This window comes from Pseudomonas sp. GGS8 (assembly GCF_024168645.1).
Lineage (GTDB): Bacteria > Pseudomonadota > Gammaproteobacteria > Pseudomonadales > Pseudomonadaceae > Aquipseudomonas.
The window spans coordinates 4,922,890-4,941,514 of sequence record NZ_JALJWF010000001.1; the positions used below are offsets into that span (position 1 = coordinate 4,922,890).

Sequence of the window (18,625 nt, forward strand, 5' to 3'; positions counted from 1 at the left end):
AACGACACCCTATTCTACGCAGACTTTGCGGCGGGACACATCCACCCTCCAAGTGAATGTGATTTGCGGGTGCAGTGCCTGTTGTGCGTCCGTATCACAATGGGCGAGCAGCAGGTGGCGCACGGTCAAGGTCCGGATGGCCTGTGAGATGGCTTAACTTGCTGGCGTCAGGAGCGGGGCCTGGGTATCACGGAATAGCTTGGGCGACATGCCGAACGCCGATTTGAACTGCCTGCTGAAGTGAGCGCTGCTGCCATAACCCCAGGCAAAGGCGATGTCGGTGAGTGAGCGATGGGCATGCTCCCGGCTGCGAAGATCTTCGGCGCAGCGCGACAGGCGCCGTTGCCAGATGTATTCGCTGATGCTGCAGCCGAGCTCCTCCTGAAATGCGCGGTGCAAGCTGCGCACCGAGCATTGCTCGACGTTGGCGATGCGTTCGATGGTCAGGTCGCGGTCAGCCAGGTGGCGTTCGATATAGGCCTTGAGGCGGTTTTGCTTGAAGAAGCGGAAATCGTGTTCGAGTTGCTTTTCTTCCTGTTTGTTCTTCAGCACGTTATCCAGAAGCCCCACGATACTGTCACCGATCAGCCTGGCTGAATGGTTGTTGAGCAGTGGGTACTGGCAGTAAGCATCACTGATGAGATGCATCAACATCCGACCCAATCCATTGCGCCCGTTCAGGTGAACATCGCCCGCCTGAGGTGGCTGTCCGGCCGGCCCCTTGAAGAGCAGGATGAAGTGTTCGCAGCCTTGCGTGCTGGTGACGCTGAAGGGCCGGCCGCTGTCGACCAGTAGCATCTCATCAGGCGCTAACGCGCTGCTGTGCCGGTCTTGCTCGAAATGACTGACCCCGGCAATCTGCAGGATCAACATGCGCGGCGTGTCGAGTGAATCGACCGCTTTGCTCAGATGGCGCGAATAGCGATGGGCACTGGCGGTCATGCGACAGAAACCGAGTTGACCCAGATCGCCATACTCCAGCCGCCCCTGAAAGTTGCTGTTATGCAACGGATCGATGAATGTCGATTCCAGGCGCTTGATGTAGTCCGGCGTGCGACCCAGGTGATCACTCATGAACTCTTTCCACTTCATCAGTCGGTCGGAGCGAACAACCTGATCGGTGGACACACAGGCTAAATGACTCATTTTTCGCCTCTTTTCTTATTGTTTTTATCGATTGGGCAAATGGGTCAACACTTGCCCAATGTTAGTCCGGTCAGTATCGAGCAAGAATCAGAAAGGGTAGTGATGGCTCCCCGGTTGCCAGGTGACCCAATGGGCACGGGTGAATTCATCCAGGGCGTAGTGACCGTTGAACCGCCCGAGACCGGAGTTCTTTTCGCCGCCGAAGGGCGCATTGGGCTGGTCGTCGACGGTGATGTCGTTGATATGGGTCATCCCGGCCACGATACCACGGGCAAAGTTCAAGCCGCGGGCCATGTCCCGGGTGAATACTGCGCTGGACAGGCCATATTCGCTGGCGTTGGCCAACTCGAGGGCATGCGCTTCGTTTTCTGCGATCAGCAGTGGCAGCAACGGCCCGAAGGTTTCATCGCGTGCCAGTTCCTGATCGGCCCCGACTTCACCGAAGACGTGCGCAGGCAATACCAGCCCGCAGGCTGGACCGCCACAGAGCCGCTTGAGGCCCGCGTTCTCGGCAGCATCGATTTTACGCAACAGGCCATCGAGCTGGTTCTGATTGACCACCGGCCCAATCACGGTGTCTGCGTTGGCCGGGTCGCCGGTCTTGAGCTTGCGCACTCGCTCCACCACCAGCGCAGTGAAGTCTGCATACAGCGAGCGGTCGACGATTACCCGGTTGACGCTCATGCAGATCTGGCCCTGATGCAGGAAGCGCCCGACCACCGCCGCGTGCGCGGCTATATCAATATCCGCGTCACCCAGGACCACCAGCGGAGCATTGCCGCCCAACTCCAGCGCAACGCGTTTGATGTGTTTGCCGCCGGTTGCAATGCGGCCGACATTGCGACCGACATCGGTTGAGCCGGTAAAGGAAATCAGGCTCGGTACCGGATGTTCGACGAAGGCATCGCCAATCTCCGAACCCGCGCCGACCACGACATTGAGCGAACCATTCGGGAAGCCGGCTTCTTCGAACAGATGGGCAATCAGCAGGCCGCCTGTTACCGCCGTGTCGCTGGCGGGTTTAAGCACTACCGTGTTGCCTAGCGCGAGTGCCGGGACCACCGAACGCATGCTCAGATACAACGGAAAATTCCACGGGCTGATCACCCCGACCACCCCCAGCGGTTCACGAAAGACAAAGCTCTGTTCGCCGGGCTTGTAGCTCGTCAGGATCCGTCCTTCAACCTGCATCGGCAACGTTGCACACTCACGCACCAGGTTCAGGGTGAACTGCCACTCCATGCTCGCCTTGATGCGCGTGCTGCCGGACTCGCGAATCAGCCAGTCGATGATTTCATCGCGACGGTTCTGGATGACGTGAGCGAGTTTCTCCAGTTGCGCACCGCGCTGTGTCGGATGCAGCTGTGCCCACGCCGTTTGCGCACGATGTGCAGCCTGATAGGCATCGTCGAGATCGGCAATCGAGGCCAGCGGCATTTCCAGCAGTTGTTCGCCATTGAAGGGGTTGCGGTCATCCAGGCGTCGCGCGGAACGACCTGCACGCCAGGTGCCGTTGATGTATTGATCGCCGTTGATGGCGAAGGGGGCGAAATGTTGAGTCGTCATAGTCTTACCTTTGGAGGCAGATGGCCGCGTCGATTAAGGAAGTGGATGATGCAAAACCTTGTCTGTAGAAAAGTGCTCAGCTCCTGATCCAGGCACGCCCCCAGGAATTGAGCGTGTATTCCTCCTGCGGCCAGACACCGGGTTGGCGGGCGGCATCGGTCATTTCGAGTTCGGCGGAAAACTCCAGGCGATTGCGATCGGCATCGACGACCATGAAGAACAGATTGTTGCCCGGTCCATGTCGGCCGGGGCCGAAGAATATGGTGATGCGCTCCTTGGCAAAGCGATCACCCCAGTCGCGGATGTCGTTCCATTCATTGGTTTCGTAACAGTGGTGGTCCCACTCGTTTTTCGAACCACGGAAAAATGCCAGCGAATGATGCTCATCGTCCGAGCGCAGGAAGCACACCATGAGCTGGCCGGTCTGCTCGTCGACGACATTGTCCGACACCGTAAACCCGACCTTATTGACGTAGAAATCGATCATGGCTTCCAGTTCAGTGGTCTGAAATACCACGTGCTGCAGGCGGCCCGGCATGCCTTGGCGGTCGACACCGGAATCAATGCGGGACACGCCAAATACCGTTTGCCGACCCTGAGGGTCACGAATCAGAAAGGCACCCGGTTCGAGCAACGGTGAGTCAATGTCTTCGACCGCACAGTCGTGCCCGATCAGGCGAACGCGCAGTTCACCCAGTCGAGCTTGATCGCCCAGGTCATAGGCCGCCGCGAGCAGGCCACTGTGATCGGCGGGCGACACGAGCATGGTGCGTTGCGGGCCACTGAGTATCCAGCTGCCATCGGGCTGCGCCAGGCCTTCCATGTCCAGCATGCGCCGGTAGAAATCGATTTGTCGTTGTGGCTCCTTGCTCGCCAGATGCAGGTAGCACAGGCGCGCAGGGGTGCAGGTCTGTAGGGTTTGCATAAACACCTCCGTAGCTTTAAGGGTTCAGGGAAAGACCGGCGCGATACTCGACTCGGCTGTCTGGTTTCGCGCCTGCGCGATGCCGAACAGCGACTGCAGCGACTCGGCAGCCTTTGTTTCGCCGGCCTTGTCGAAGATGGCGGCGATATAGCGATCCGGGCGCAGCAGCAAGAAAGTGTTTGAATCGCCCAGTATTTCTTTGAGCAACCCCTGGCGGTCATGGAGCACCGTGCAGCCAGGCATCGAAGGCATGGTTTTGACAGGCTCGGGCAGGATCAGAATGCGTTTGGCTTCAAGGTGGAACCACAAGCCATGCTGGAGTTCATCGATGCGTTGGCGGCTGTGGTCGCCGTACTGAATCAAGGCGAAGCCGGCGCCGATCGAGGCATCGAGCAGCGATTCCTGGCCTTGGGCATCGGTGAGCATCGGTTGAGGGAACATGTGCCCACAGGACAGTTTTCCGGCTTTACCTTCGGTCAGTACCAGCCCTTTGGTGAACCGGGGTTTAGGCTTGAAGCGCATTTGCAGGAAATAGTCCCGCAACGGTGGCAGCAGACCGATCAAAGCAAATGCGCCGCTGATCAAGCGAGCGCGCAAGACGGTTGCCGGCGCCATGACCACGCCGAGGTTCAAGGCCAGCCTGATCAGTGCCCAGGCGTGATCGCGACGCTCGCTTTCGTATGACAGCAGAGCCGTTTCAGCCATTTTGCCCTTCAGCACGCCGATCAGTTTCCAGGCCAGGTTATGGGCATCGCGAACACCGCTGTTCATGCCTTGTCCGGCATAGGGTGGGGTCAGATGCGCGGCATCGCCGGCGAGAAACACGCGGCCGACCTGCCACCGCTGGGCAACCCGGGCGTGGAAGGTGTAAACGGTCTTGCGCACGATGGACGTCGGGGTGCTGCCCTTGAACGGGTGAAGCAATGCTTGCAGGCGAGCGTCGCTGAGCACTTGTTCATCCGTTTCGTCTGGTTTGAGTAGAAACTCGAAGCGGCGTGTGCGGTGGGGGCCGGGTACTTCAACGACAGGACGGCGTGCATCGCAGTACACGCGTGTTTGCCAGAATGGATCGTCATCTTGATCGGTGTCGACTACCAGCCAGCGCGAGGAGAAGCTTGAGCCAACCATCTCGATTCCGAGTTGCTTGCGCACCGGGCTACGGCCGCCGTCACAGGCGACCAGGTAAGTAGCGTTGACTTCCATCAACTCGCCATCGGCATCGCGAATCAGCGCGCACACACCGTGGTTGTCCTGATTGAACTCCAGCAACTCATGGTTGAAGCGTGCCTTCAGGTTGGCAAAACGCTCGAGGCCCGTTTTCAGGGTGCCTTCAAACAGTGGCTGGCGGAATGCATTGCGCTTGGGGAAGCCATACAACTTGCCGGTGGGTTCGACTTTGCCGAAGCAGCGGCCACCGGGCCGAGTGAAATAGTGCACGCCATAGCCAGGCACCACATCTCGCAACACGGCTTCATCCAGCCCGACGGCCTGCATGGTGCGCAAGGATTCGTCATCGATTGAAACGGCCCGTGGCTCGGTCACCGTGCCGGGCTTGCGATCAATGATCAAGGTGTCCACATCGGCCTGGCCGAGCAGGTTGGCCAGGGTCAGCCCGGTGGGCCCGGCGCCGATGATCAAGACGTGCGTACTGATGTTTTTGAGGGGTGTCATTATTGTTGTTCCCTTCCGGATGGCTCAGTCCAATGGCTTGGGGCGGTTGGCGAGTGCAGCCATGCGCTGCGACAGGTTTTGTGCCAGGGCAAGGATCTGCTGTCCTTGTTGCTCTTCTTGAGTGCTGTCTCGTTCCTGAATCGGGCGAACGCAGCTGAGGCTGCCGACGACTTTGCCGTCGCTATCGAAGATCGGTGCGGCGAGGCCATAGACGCCCGCGTCGACTTCGCCAGCGCTGGCCACATAGCCCTGACGACGCAGGCGCTGCAGCGAGCGACGGAACGGCTCCCAGGTCTGGCCAAGGTTGCTGGCGCGCACCTCATCGGGGTTTTCCAGGAAGAGTTGGCTGTGTTGACGCGAGCTCATGTTGGCGAGGATGGCCTTGGAAGTTGCCCCCAGGAACAACGGCCTCGGGGAGCCGCGTGAGTAGCTGACCTCGCTGAACAAATCGCCGTACTGATGAATGCAGACCACTTGGTCCTTGAACAATCGGCAGATCAGCCAGACCTGCTGCTCGCACCAGCGTGGGAGGCTAGGCTCCAATGATTGTGCGGCGCGCACCAGGGGGTCGCTCAGTCGCAACTGACGGTCCCAGGTAATGATCCTCGCGCCCAGCGCGTAACGTCCGGCCCCGACCTGGAACAACAGGTTGGCCTCGGCCAGTTCGCGCACATAGCGGTAGATGGTCGAACGGGTAAAACCCAATGCACTGCCCATGTCATCGACAGCCCAGATCGGGCTCTCTTCGGTAAACAGATCGAGTACCCGCAGCATGCGCTCCAGGCTCGAACCTTTACCGTCGGTATCCTGCTCAGGCAGTTGTGCCGCTTCGTGTAGTGTGTCCATGGCTTACTGCTCGTCGACGATGCTGTTGCGCAGGATGCCGATTCGCGAAATCTCGACTTCGACTTCATCGCCCGGTTTCATCCATACCTGCGGTTCACGGAACGCGCCGACGCCACCGGTGGTGCCGCTGACAATCACGTCACCGGGGGCCAGTTCGGTGAAGGTGGAGCAATATTCGATCAGCGCGCGGACATCGAAAATCATGTCGCTGGTGCTGGTGTGCTGCATGACTTCGCCATTCAGGCGAGTGGTCAGTTCCAGGCCCTGCGGATCACCGATCTCGTCGCTTGTGACCAGCCAAGGGCCAAAGCCGCCGGTGTTCGGGAAGTTCTTTCCCGGCACGAATTGAATAGTGTGTTTCTGCCAGTCGCGGACACTGCCGTCGTTGTAGCAGGCGTAACCGGCGACGTAGTCCAGTGCGTCGGCTTGCTTGACGTGACGCGCCGGTTTGCCGATCACCACCGCCAGCTCGCCTTCAAAATCAAGCTTGTGCGAGGCCTTTGGGCGAACGATGGGTTGCAGGTGGGCCGTCTGGCTGTCAGCGAAACGGGTGAAGATCATCGGGTAGGTCGGCATCTCACGACCGGTTTCACGCACATGCGTGGCGTAGTTGATGCCAATGCACAGCACTTTGCCCGGGTTCGGGATAACGGGCAGGAAAGTTACTTCAGCCAGCGGGATACGCGGCAGGCTCGTCAGGACCTCGTGGCTCAGTTCGGCCAGGCGATTGTTGGCAATGGCCTGTTTGAGATCGGCGCCGAAGGTCTGCTTGACCGACTCCAGATCGATGACGTATTCGCCATCGACGACACCGTAGGTGCTACGGCCTTGAACAATAAAGCTCGCGAGTTTCATTGAATGCTCCTTGAAAGAGGATCAGTGCCTGCGCAGGGGGCAAAGAGGCTCGGCACTGCTCATGCGATGCTGGCTGCGAGTAAGCCGCAGCGGTTGAGGTTTAATCTAGTTGCGTGGATTAATCCTGTAAAGCGGGATTTGTTGTAAATCCCAAAATATAGGAATTATGCTTTTTTGTGTGTTTTTGGCAGCATTTTGCCGACCCTCCGGAACAGGCAATACGAGGCAGTGACGTTTGTGGGAGATCAGGGCAGGCGCGGTATCCCGGCCTGGTTAATCACGGGCTCCCCGTCATTTCAGCGGGCCATTCATGGCTTTATTGTTTGCTCGGCACCCAGCAACCATGCAGCGACATGCGCATCCGGAACGGCACTTTGATTCGTGCAATGGGGCCACTTTCCATGTCACGAGAGTCCAGTACGACGAGCTCGCTGCGGCCTTCTGCAATGAGATTGAGCAGGGCGACGACATAACCATCCGCTTCCTGCGCATCAGGGGCGCGTGGAATGAAAACGGGTTCCTGGAAGCATCCGCTGTCACCGGGAAACCAAGCGTCGGTGGCGCCAGTTTTGAGGTTTACACGAGCCAGCAGATTGAAGAATTGAAACGGTATCGGCCCATTCGCCGGGTTATACGGGCGCTCCGGATCGAATGCGAGTACAAAGCCGTGCTCGTATTTTCGGCCGATGTAGCGGTCATCGCACCTCGGGAATTCGCAGGGATAATCCGTCAATGGCTGCGGTTGAATGTCCTCCTGGGTGCTGGTCAGGTCGAAGGTCCAGCGCATCAGACTGGCAGCCAGCGTTTCGGGGGGCGGCACGTAACCGTCGGCCTGGGGAAAGAAGTAAAAGATATTCCCGCCGGTGACCGGCATGTCTACGTAAACCTTGCCGTCCTCATCGAACGCATTGAGCGTATGGCCCTGGAAACCGTCTTTGGGGCCTTTGAACCAACGAACGTCGTCCGCGCGCCCATTGCGTGGTACGACGGCGAAGAGCTGAGGCAGATCGGGTTGCCATTGGAAATGCTGTCCACCGTTTTTCATACGCTCGACGTCGACCGTCAACGGAATCAGCGGAAACACCACGTAGCGTTCAGTCACCGCAAAGTCATGCACCATGGCCGCGTAAGGCGCCTGGAACCAGATTTCGTGCAGCAGTTTGCCGTCGGGCGATAGTTCGAAATAAGCCAGGTCAGGCGTGCCGTCTCCTTTGGCTTCGTAGCTGAAGGCCAAGAGGTTTCCTGTTACCGGGTCGAGTTTGGGGTGGGCGGTGAATGTCGCCGATTTGACCTGCTCGTCAAAATTCCATTCGCCAAGGGTCTCCAGCGTTTCGAGATCCATTGCCCAGGGCATGGCATCTTCTTTGAGAGCAAGCAGGACGCCGTTGTGCGGTATCACGCTGGTGTTAGCGGTTGTGTTGTTTTTCGCTGCGAGCGGATCATTGGTGTAGGCGTTTCGGTAGAGACCATTGAGCGAGCGACCTTCACGGCGCTGAGCCATCAAACGATCCGTCTTCACGTAACGGCGTCGCATCGATACCTTGCCGCGGGCAAAGTAGAAGCCGCTGACCATTCCGTCACCGTTGAAAAAGATATCGCTGCCCAACATCGGTGGGTACTGCGGGTCTGGCGCGACCTGATAAAAAGTCCCACGGATCGAGGCGGGAAGGGTGCCTTCAATTTCGAGGTCGAACACCTCGGCTTCTACGCGGCTGGGCGTATAGAGAGCGCCGGAAAATTCAGGGGTTTGGGGGAATGGAGTGGTCATCAGGCAATCTCATTAATGTCAGTTTCGTTCATGTGTAGGGCGGGAACTCAGGCCGACTGAGGCGACATTGCGGTCCCGGAAGGTTTCAAGCTGCGATGAAAGCGTGCAACGAGCAGACACGAGATACCCAGGGCTGTCAGATAGGCTGAGGCCGCCAGCCAGCCGACGGCGCGGAATTGTCCCTCACCCACCACGAGCGCCGCGCCAAACGGCCCGAGGCCCTGACCGACAAAAATCGCGGCGTTACCCAGGCCGGCCAGTCGGCCGGTCGGATCAAGTTCGGCCGCCATGGAAAGCAGGTAAGGCAGGCTGAAAAACCACACCATATGGATCAGGCAGGCAGTGGCGGCAAAAGCAACGGGGCTATCGCCATAGACCATGACCAGCGTCGCAAGCAATGCTGTGCCGAAACTCAGCAGTTGCGGAAACAGCAGCCCAAGGCGTCTGCCGATAAATCCGGCCAGTGCCGCCCCAAGGGCACCGGCAAGGATGCTGCCCCCCAGTATTCCACCGATCTGTTGCGGTTCCAGGCCAATGCTTTTACCGATGCGCTCTTGATAAACCCACAGCGCGGAATGGCCAAAAAACAGCAGTGCAAAAAGCATCAGTAGCAAGATGGACGTGAGCCCGAAAGGCCGGATCGGGCCGCTCGCCACACGATGTGCCTCAGGGTAATTCCTCGGCACTCGCCAGCAACCGGCAATCGCGAGGGCGCTGGCAATGGCCAGGAGATAAAATGCCCCGGCCACGCCGTATGATTTCAGAATCACCGGCATGGAGCTCACAAGCAGCATCCCCCAGAGCAGATTGCCGATATTGATCACCGCGAACGTCGAATCCTTGGATGTGCGCAGGGCTCCCGTGGCGTAGACAACGGCCATGACCGCGCCACCGCTTGCGCCGCATATCATTCGGCAGATCAGTAGCAGCCCCTGGCTGTGCAGCTGAGCACTGGCCAGATTGCCGAGTACCAGCATCAGCAAGGCAATCAGGGCAAAGCGCCGACGGTCGACGCTGGCCATCAACAAGGCGCAAGTGCCGCAGGCGACTGCCATCGCAATCAGTTCTGCCGCAAAAATGGCGCCGATGGCGTTCAGCGGCAAGCCGAGTTGGTCGATAAAAGCTCCGCCCAGAATAGGCTGGATTTGCAACGTCCCTAAGGAAATGACCATCATCAGGCAGATAGCGGCCAATGATTTTTTACTGTCTATCGAGTCGAGCGCGTTCATGGAAACATCACCTCGGGTAAAGGGCCCGCTCATGCACGAGCGGGCGCACATCGGTCAGAATGTGTGGGCGTATCGGATCTGGACGGCGTAATCCGTTTGCGCGCGGTTCTCGACGCCGGTCTCTTTATAGGTGTTCAGCCAGAAGCCCTGGCCATCGCTGATTTTCCAGAACAGGCCCGGGCCGATGCCCAGCACCTTTTCCCGAGAGTTGCTCAGCCGACCCCCGTTCACCTTGTCATCTGATATTTGCTTGAAGTAGTACCCGTTGATACCGAGGGATACGTTGGGGATCACTTCGTACGAGGCCGTGAAGTTGGCCCACGCCGATTGTCCTGCCTGGGTGTCGCGCACAGGCTGGCCCTCGAAAAGTTGCGTCGAACTGCTGGCGGGATCGTTGTTCTTGAAGTTGTACAGGTAGTGCAGCCTCCAGCTCACTTCCCAACGAGGCGCCGGCATCCAGGTCGCTGCCCAGTAGGGGTTCAGAGAGAAGTAGTTGGAGCCCGGGTTCAGGTCTTTATGTTTATCGTATTTGCCGGTTGGAAGGATGGTGTCGAAAGCCAGGCGTTGCACAAAAACGGGCCTGCCGTGGGCGTCGACGATCGGGTCGAACTGGATCTGCGGCCCTACCGTGACATCACCAAGGCCAGTGCCGTTATCCTGGAGCTTGGCACCGTTGTCGCCAAAATCACCGTCCAGGGAGATGATGGGCACCAATAAACTCCAACCCAGGTGCGCACCGCCGCCGATGGAGTCGGGTGAGTAATAGCTCAGTTGATTGATCAGCGAGATGACGTTGATCTTCGGATTATCGAAGGCGCCATTATCCTTGCCTGCATTGTCCCTGATGCTGCGCGCGGTGCTGAATTTCAGATAGGTCAGGTGGGATAAGCCGGGCGGCCCCGCGAAACCGTCGTAGAAACTGGTGCCGCCCAGGTTGATGCCGCTGGGCTCACTCACCGACGGTGGTGGAGGGCCATCTGCTGCGGGTACGGCAAACGATGCGAAGCTGAGTGCCAGGCAGGCTGGCAGGGATTTTTTCAGGCTCATCGAAGTGGCTCTATTCTTGGAATTGTGAGCCGGGGTAGCTTCCCCTGGCACTTCGACTTTAATTCCAGGACGTTCGTGATGCTTGAGCGCAACGGCCAGAGTTGACTGAGAGCGTCACGATGCGGGGAGGGCAGTGGGGAGCCGGTGGGAGCGGGCTTGCCCGCGAAGGCGGTGTATCAGTCGACATCAATGCCGGATGTGCCGCCGCCTTCGCGAGCAAGCCCGTTCACTGGATCAAAAAGTCTGGCCCATGGAGAACTGGAACACTTGAGTATCGGCGTTCTCGGGTTTTTTGACCGGGAACGCCAGGTTGAAACTCAACGGCCCCATCGGGCTGTACCACGTGACGCCGACCCCCACGGAACTGGCCAACTCGCCGAGGTCGACACCGTCGCAGCCCTGGGTGGTGCTCAGGTAGCACTTGTTGGCGTAGACGCTGCCGACGTCCCAGAACACCGAGGTGCGCAGGGATTTGTTGTCTTTGATGAAGGGCATCGGGAACAGGTATTCCACCCCGCCGGTGATAAGGATGTTGCCGCCCAACGCATCGGTGTCCCGATCGGAGTAGTACGCCTGGCCGGCACTGGCATACGTGCCGGTGGCCGGGGTGTTACGCGGGCCGAGGGTGCCGCTTTCAAAGCCGCGCACCGAACCTTCGCCACCGGCCGTGTAGTTTTCATAGAAGGGCAGGCCGTCGGTTGAGCCGTAGCTGTTGCCATAACCGAGCTTGGTGTGGAAACGCAGCGAAGTGGCATTGCTGACGGGCAGGAAGGTCTGCCCGGTGTAATCGATCTTGTAGAAACTCAAGTCACTGCCGGGCACTGTCACCGTCAGGTTGAGGTTCTGCGAATGACCGCGGGTGGCCAGCACGCCCTTGTTCAGGGTCGACTCCGACCAGCCGAGGTTGGCCTTGAAGTTGTTGAACTCTTTACCCTCGCGTGCAATGAAGTCGTAGATCTCATCGGCGCTGTAGGTGCCGGGCTCGATGTTGTCGTGTTGCACGGTCAGGCCGAAACTCAGCCGTGAGGTTTCATTGATCGGGTAGCCAAGTGAAGTGCCGGCGCCATAACTGTTGATGGAATAGTACGAAACGCCGTCACTGTAATAATCGTTGTAGTCGGTGGCGTTGTAGAACAGGTTGTAGCCCAGGCTCACCCCGTCCGGCGTGAAGTAGGGGTTGGTAAAACCGACGTTGTATTTGCTTTGGTAGTCGGAGCGGGTCAGGCCCAGGCTGGCGTAGTTGCCGGTGCCCAGGAAGTTGTTCTGAGTGATCGAACCTCCGAGAATCAGGCCGGAACTCTGGGAGAAACCGACGCTGGCGCTAATCGACCCGGAGGCCTGCTCTTCGACGCTGTAGTTCACGTCAACCTGGTCGTCGACACCCGCCACGGCCGGCGTCTCGACGTTGACTTCCTTGAAGAAGCCCAGCCGTTCCAGACGCGTCTTGGATTGGTCGATCAGGTAGGTCGAGGCCCAGCCGCCTTCCATCTGGCGCATTTCACGACGCAGTACCTTATCGTCGGTCTTGGTGTTGCCGCGAAAGTTGATGCGGTTGATGTAGGCACGCTTGCCCGGGTCGACCACGAAGGTGATATCGACCGTATGGTCGTCATTATTCGGGGTCGGCACCGCGTTGACGTTGGTAAAGGTGTAACCCTCGTTGCCCAGGCGACGGGTAATCAGTTCGGAAGTTGTGGTCATCAGTTTGCGCGAGAACACCTGGCCTTGCTGAACCAGCAACAGGGAACGGATCTGGTCTTCAGGCACTTTCAGGTCGCCGCTGAGCTTGACGTCACGAACGGTGTACTTCTCACCTTCGTTGACGTTGACAGTGATATAGACGTGTTTCTTGTCCGGGGTGATCGACACCTGGGTCGAAGTGATATCCATGTTGATATAGCCGCGATCCAGGTAGTAGGAACGCAGACGCTCCAGGTCACCGGAGAGTTTTTCGCGGGCGTACTTGTCGTCGTTCTTGAAGAACGACAGCCAGTTGCTGGTCTTGAGTTCGAACAGGTTGATCAGGTCTTCATCAGCAAAGACCGTGTTGCCCACCACGTTGATGTGCTGGATCGCCGCGACAGAACCTTCGTCGATGTTGATTTTCAGGCCCACGCGGTTACGCGGTTGTGGGATCACTTCGGCATCGACCGACGCCGAGTAGCGGCCCTGAGCGACGTATTGGCGCTGCAGCTCGTTACGCACGCCTTCAAGGGTGGCGCGCTGGAAGATCTCGCCTTCGGCCAGCCCGGACTGCTTGAGGCCCTTCATCAGGTCTTCAGTGGAGATCGCCTTGTTGCCTTCGATCTCGATACTGGCGACCGAGGGGCGCTCGACCACCGTGATGATCAGCACATCGCCGTCGTGCCCCAGTTGGATATCCTGAAAGAAACCGGTCTTGAACAACGCCCGGGTGGACTCCACCAGGCGATGATCGTCCGCTTCATCACCGACGTTCAATGGTAATGCACCGAACACGCTGCCAGCGGAAACCCGCTGCAGGCCATTAATGCGAATATCGGAAATTTTGAAGCCTTGGGCGTGCGCAAGTGTGGCGTTGAGCAGTAGTGCAGCCGAGCAGAGCAGGCGCGAAAAATTCATCAAGATCTTATCCAGAACACATCGACAAGCAGCGTAGGCGGGCGCGGATATCTCACAGCAAGACGAGTTACCGCGAAGCGAGCAGGCTGGTGGAGGTGAAGCATAAAAGCTCGGTGCGTTTGGTGCGGTTAACCAAGTGTCAAGTTAGGTAAAGGTTGGTCGCGGGCGATGACGCTGTGCCGTGCAAGGGCGATAATGCGCGGCCCCCACTCAAGAGCCCGCCAATGATCTGCGTATTGCTCGTCGATGATGACCAGGAACTGACAGGAATGCTCAGCCAATACCTGGAGCGTGAAGGCTTCGAGGCGACTGCCGTGCACACGGGCGAGGAGGGTGAGATTCAAGCGCTGTCCGGGCGCTACAGCATTGTGGTGCTGGACGTGATGCTGCCGCGCCTGTCGGGTATCGAGGTGCTCAGGCGCATTCGCGCGGTCAGTCAGGTGCCGGTGGTATTGCTCACGGCCCGTGGCGACAACATCGACAAGATCACCGGCCTGGAACTGGGCGCCGATGACTATGTACCCAAACCCAGCTCGCCGGGGGAACTGGTTGCGCGTTTGCGGGCAATCATGCGTCGGGTGCAGCCAGTGGGCCAATCAATCTCCGAGGTGATCAGGACCGGCCCGCTGGTCTTGTGGCCCGGCAAGCGCCAGGCCCTGTGGCAGGGGCGCGAGTTGGGGGTGACCAGTACCGAGTTCAGCCTGCTCGAAGAACTGGCCCGCTGTGCCGGGCAGGTGGTGAGCAAACAGGACCTGTCGCTCAATGCCTTGGGCTGCCCCTTGACCCGCTACGACCGGCGCATCGACGTGCACATCAGCAGCATTCGCCAGAAGCTCGGTCCGCGCCCCGACGCCAAGGCCTGGATTCAGAGCGTGCGTGGCCTCGGTTACCTGTTGATCGCCGAATGATGAAACCCAGCCGGTTGTTCTGGAAGCTGTTCCTGGCGTTTTGGCTCGCCACCAGCCTGACGTTTCTGGTCGGTGTGGGCATTCTGGTGCTGGGCAGTCACGGGCCTGGCGATCCTCATTTGGAGGCCATCCTGGCCAGCGAAGAGCAACTGCTGCGCCAGTTCGGCATCGAGTCGGGTAGACAACTGTTGACGGTGTGGGAGCACCCCGGTGACGAAACCATTGGTGTCTATGACAGTGCCGGTCAATTGCTGGCAGGGTCGCAGGTCCCCCGGCCGGCCTTTGAACGATCGGTCATCAGCAAGGACGGTCTGACCCTGTCGCTCAGATCCTCACAGCCGCTTGGCAAAGAAGGCGAGCAAGGGCCGGGGCGTTCGGTGCCGCTGATCATCGGCACGGTGATGAGTGCGCTGTTCAGCGGCTATATGGCGTACTACCTGGCGTGGCCGCTGGCGTATCTCCGGCGGGCGATGAGCGACGTGGCCAAGGGGCGTTTCGAAACCCGGGTCAAGCCGATGATGGGGGGGCGCCGCGATGAAATCGTCGATCTGGCCGAGGACTGCGACCGAATGGCCAACCAACTGAAACTGCTGGTAGAGGCCCAGCAACACCTGCTGCACGACATCTCTCATGAACTGCGCTCACCGTTGACGCGCATGCAAGCGGCCATCGGGCTGTTGCAGCAAGATCCGGCCCGCCAGGAAATGGTGGAGCGCATCGAGCGCGAATCGGTGCGCATGGATACGCTGATCGAAGCGTTGTTGACCCTGGCACGCATGCAGGGTCGGCCCGAAAGTATCGACCGCGAGCCACTCGATGTCATCGAATTGCTGACGGTGATTGTCGAGGACGCTCAATTCGAGGCGGGAATGAAAGGTTGCCGGGTCAGCCTGCAAGCATGTCCGGCTTTTGTCAGTCGTGTCAGCGGCGAGTTGCTGTATCGGTGTTTCGAGAACGTCATCCGAAACGCAGTGCGCCATACCAGGCCCATGACGACGGTTGTGGTATCGGCTGAGGTCAATCTCGACCCAGACTGCCTGACGGTGCGGATCACCGATCAGGGGCCGGGCGTTGAAGACGAGCGGCTACAAAGCATTTTCCACCCGTTCGAGCGCGGCCTGAACGAGGCCAGTAGTGGCTTCGGACTGGGCCTGGCGATCGCTTCAAGGGCCGTGGAAATGCACGGCGGTACCCTCGTGGCGCGTAACGAGCGGTCCACTGGGTTTACCGTGGAAATCAGCTTGCCCCGTCAGGCGTGATCTTTACACGATATTACATTGGCTTGACGGCTCTGTACGCCCCGCCTCAGTAGACTTCCCGCTCAAACTTACGCAGCGTTTGCTGATGCTTCAACGTGGAGGTGGGCATGTTTCTGGTTCATAAAAAGGGCTTCGTTTCCGGCAAGAAAATGGTCGACGGGCTGGTGCCCTATGACTTCTTTTGTGAAGACAATCCAGCCATCAATCTGTTTGTGTTTACGGGCTCTACCACGCAGGGCAAAGCAGTCGAGGAACAGACGCTCTGGGGCTTTACACGGCTGGAGCGTTTCGAGGCGCTGACCAGCACCCTGGTATCGAACAAAAAAAATGATGGCTGGTTTCAAACGGTCAATGTGCTCACCGGGCCTGCCCAGAACGGCACCCACAGCGTGAAATTTCAGCGGGTGCTGAAAATCATCAAGCATGCCGCTGTATCGAGCCGTGTCGCCAGCAAGGCGCAATACGAGATCCACACCGATGACGGCGACACCTACTTCACCCGTCCGCCTGCAACAGCAGACAGCGCCCAAACCATCATCTATGCGGCGGAGCAATAACCCGTTAGTTAATAGCCGCGAAGGTGTTTACTGGAAATACATCGCACCATACAATGAGAATCATTACTACTAACTCATTGAGTGCAACGTCTTGAGCCATCCCCACCTCTTTGCCCGCCGCAAGGTTTTCATCAAACACGCACTGCCGACACTGTCTTGCGTGATGTTTGCCGGTCCTTTGTGGGCACAGGAACTGATCGAACTGCCGACCACTGATATTCAGGCGAGCCGCGTCAGCCAAGACACGAGTTACACCACCTCCCAAGCCAGCACCGCAAGCAAAAGCGATGTGCCGATCAAGGAGGAGGCGCAATCGGTCAATGTCGTCACCCGGCAAACCCTGGCCGACTATCAGGTGCGCTCGCTGGACGACGCGATGAAGTTCGTCAGCGGCGTCAGCCAGGGCAACACCCTGGGCGGTTCTCGGGACTCGCTGGTCAAGCGCGGTTTCGGCACCAACGATGACGGCTCGATCCTGCGCGATGGGGTGCGTTCCAACCTGGGGAAAAACTTCAGCGCCACGACGGATCGCATCGAAGTGCTCAAAGGGCCTGCGTCGATGCTGTACGGCGCGCTGGAACCCGGCGGGTTGATCAACGTGATCAGCAAGAAGCCTGAATACACCCAGAGCACGACCCTGAGCGGCTCGGCCTACAGCGAAGGTGGCGGCACCCTGGCCGTGGACACCACCGGACCGCTGGGCGATACCGGCCTGGCCTACCGCCTGATTGCCGAGCGCGGCCACGAGGATTACTGGCGCAATTACGGCGTGAATGAAAGCACCCTGGTCGCACCGTCGCTGAGCTGGACGGGCGAGCGCGCCAGCCTGACCCTCAGCTACGAATACAACGATTACTCCAAACCCTTCGACCGTGGCACGGTGTTCACCAACGGTCATCCGGCGGACATCGACTACGACAAGCGCCTCGACGAAAAATGGGCCAAAAGCGTCGGTATCCGTGAATTGGCTACCGCGCGTTTCGAGTATCAGCTGAGTGACGACTGGAAAACCCGCGTTACCTACGGCTGGAACAACGACCGCTACAGCCTCTCGATTGCCCAGCCGAGTTCGTTGACCGGCAACAACCTGCGACGGGCTGCCAACGGTGCTCACTACGATGATGAAACCCGTTACGCCAGCTGGGACTTCATCGGCCAGCAGGAACTGCTCGGCCAGCGCCATGACTTGCTGATCGGCGCCGACACTGAAGCGTCCGACCAATTCCGCGGCAAAACCTACCGTAATACCGCGCAGTCAGGCTTCGACATCACTTCGCCCGTTTATGGTCGCCTGGCCGAACCGAGCCTTGTCAGTGCCAGCCAAAGTGACCTGAGCAACCAGCTGAATTCCAGCTCCGTGTACTTCAAGGATAACTGGCACCTCGATGACCGCTGGATCCTGGTTCTCGGCGGTCGCCAGCAGCATTTCGATCAGTACAGCGATCAGGGCCGCGGCAGCAGCTACACGGTCAACCGCGACGATAACGGCGATGCCTTCGTGCCGTTCCTGGGGCTGGTCTACAAAGCCACCGATAGCTTGTCGCTGTACGGTAACTACAGCCGTTCGTTCAAGCCCAATACCCAAGTCGACGATGCCGGCCACACCTTCGATCCGGAGGAGGGGCGCAGCTATGAGGTCGGCGCCAAGTACGATCCGCTGCCGGGGCTGAACATCAACCTGGCGCTGTTCGACATCGAGAAAAAAAACGTCGTGACCACCCAGACGGTCGGTGGCGTCAGCCTCTCGGAGGCGGCGGGCAAAGTCGGTTCACAGGGCCTGGAACTGGACGTCACCGGGCGTGTGGCCGAGCGCTGGGACCTGATCGGCACCTACGCTTACACCCACACGGAAATCCTCGACGATCCGGATGACGAAGGTCACCGCCTCGCCGATGCGCCGAAGCACACCGCAAGCTTGTACCTTACCCATCACCTGAATGTGCCTACGGAGTTCGGGGCTTGGCATGCGGGCGCCGGTGCACGTTATGTCGGCGAGCGTGCGGCCAACAATGCCAACGATTTCTGGCTGAGCAGCTACACCGTCGCCGATGCCTTCGTGCGCTGGGAGTCGCCGATGTTCGGGTACAAGACTTCGCTGCAGTTCAACGTCGACAACCTGTTCGACAAACAGTACTACCCGTCCTCAACCGGCAGCCAACTGGCAGTCAATGTCGGCGAGGCGCGCACGGCACGCCTCAGCGCCAGTGTGACATTCTGATCGCACTGCCTTGATGTGCCGCCCCGTTC

14 protein-coding genes are annotated in these 18,625 nt (G+C 59.0%); 4 read left to right on the plus strand and 10 right to left on the minus strand.

Going from position 1 to position 18,625, the window contains the following annotated elements; all coding sequences use genetic code 11:
- Positions 1-153: 153 nt before the first annotated feature.
- From J3D54_RS22035 to bamA, 10 genes are all read right to left on the minus strand, one after another.
- A complete protein-coding gene (locus tag J3D54_RS22035; RefSeq protein ID WP_253422609.1) occupies positions 154-1,146 on the minus strand; it encodes a helix-turn-helix domain-containing protein in 993 nt (330 codons plus the stop codon).
- 87 nt (positions 1,147-1,233) lie between these two features.
- A complete protein-coding gene (locus J3D54_RS22040; RefSeq protein ID WP_253422610.1) occupies positions 1,234-2,712 on the minus strand; it encodes an aldehyde dehydrogenase family protein in 1,479 nt (492 codons plus the stop codon).
- A gap of 76 nt (positions 2,713-2,788) precedes the next feature.
- Positions 2,789-3,637: a VOC family protein gene (locus J3D54_RS22045; protein ID WP_253422611.1), complete on the minus strand. Its 849-nt coding sequence runs from the start codon at positions 3,635-3,637 to the stop codon at positions 2,789-2,791.
- Between the two features lie 24 nt (positions 3,638-3,661).
- Positions 3,662-5,308 carry a bifunctional 3-(3-hydroxy-phenyl)propionate/3-hydroxycinnamic acid hydroxylase gene (locus J3D54_RS22050; protein WP_253422612.1) on the minus strand — a complete coding sequence of 549 codons (1,647 nt, stop codon included), beginning with the start codon at positions 5,306-5,308 and terminating at the stop codon, positions 3,662-3,664.
- Positions 5,309-5,332: 24 nt separating this feature from the next.
- Positions 5,333-6,154, minus strand: a complete 822-nt coding sequence (locus J3D54_RS22055; protein WP_253422614.1) for an IclR family transcriptional regulator — start codon at positions 6,152-6,154, stop codon at positions 5,333-5,335.
- A gap of 3 nt (positions 6,155-6,157) precedes the next feature.
- Positions 6,158-7,009 (minus strand): fumarylacetoacetate hydrolase family protein, encoded by an 852-nt coding sequence (locus J3D54_RS22060; RefSeq protein ID WP_253422615.1) that lies wholly within the window; start codon positions 7,007-7,009, stop codon positions 6,158-6,160.
- A 316-nt stretch (positions 7,010-7,325) separates the two neighbouring features.
- Positions 7,326-8,777 (minus strand): carotenoid oxygenase family protein, encoded by a 1,452-nt coding sequence (locus J3D54_RS22065; protein WP_253422616.1) that lies wholly within the window; start codon positions 8,775-8,777, stop codon positions 7,326-7,328.
- A gap of 47 nt (positions 8,778-8,824) precedes the next feature.
- Positions 8,825-10,006: an MFS transporter gene (locus J3D54_RS22070; protein ID WP_253422617.1), complete on the minus strand. Its 1,182-nt coding sequence runs from the start codon at positions 10,004-10,006 to the stop codon at positions 8,825-8,827.
- A 54-nt stretch (positions 10,007-10,060) separates the two neighbouring features.
- Positions 10,061-11,053, minus strand: a complete 993-nt coding sequence (locus J3D54_RS22075) for a transporter (protein ID WP_253422618.1) — start codon at positions 11,051-11,053, stop codon at positions 10,061-10,063.
- A 234-nt stretch (positions 11,054-11,287) separates the two neighbouring features.
- Positions 11,288-13,654 (minus strand): outer membrane protein assembly factor BamA, encoded by a 2,367-nt coding sequence (bamA, locus tag J3D54_RS22080; protein ID WP_253422619.1) that lies wholly within the window; start codon positions 13,652-13,654, stop codon positions 11,288-11,290.
- Positions 13,655-13,878: 224 nt separating this feature from the next.
- Between bamA and J3D54_RS22085 the strand changes: the two genes are divergently transcribed.
- From J3D54_RS22085 to J3D54_RS22100, 4 genes are all read left to right on the plus strand, one after another.
- Entirely contained in the window at positions 13,879-14,562 is a 684-nt protein-coding gene (locus J3D54_RS22085) for a response regulator transcription factor (protein WP_253422620.1), read from the plus strand.
- On the plus strand, positions 14,559-15,821 hold the full coding sequence (locus J3D54_RS22090; protein WP_253422621.1) for an ATP-binding protein: 1,263 nt from the start codon (positions 14,559-14,561) through the stop codon (positions 15,819-15,821). Before J3D54_RS22085 ends, J3D54_RS22090 begins: the two co-directional genes overlap by 4 nt.
- Before the next feature lie 107 nt (positions 15,822-15,928).
- Positions 15,929-16,378, plus strand: a complete 450-nt coding sequence (locus J3D54_RS22095; protein WP_253426714.1) for a hypothetical protein — start codon at positions 15,929-15,931, stop codon at positions 16,376-16,378.
- A gap of 91 nt (positions 16,379-16,469) precedes the next feature.
- A complete protein-coding gene (locus tag J3D54_RS22100; protein ID WP_253422623.1) occupies positions 16,470-18,596 on the plus strand; it encodes a TonB-dependent siderophore receptor in 2,127 nt (708 codons plus the stop codon).
- The last annotated feature ends 29 nt before the right edge of the window (positions 18,597-18,625 follow it).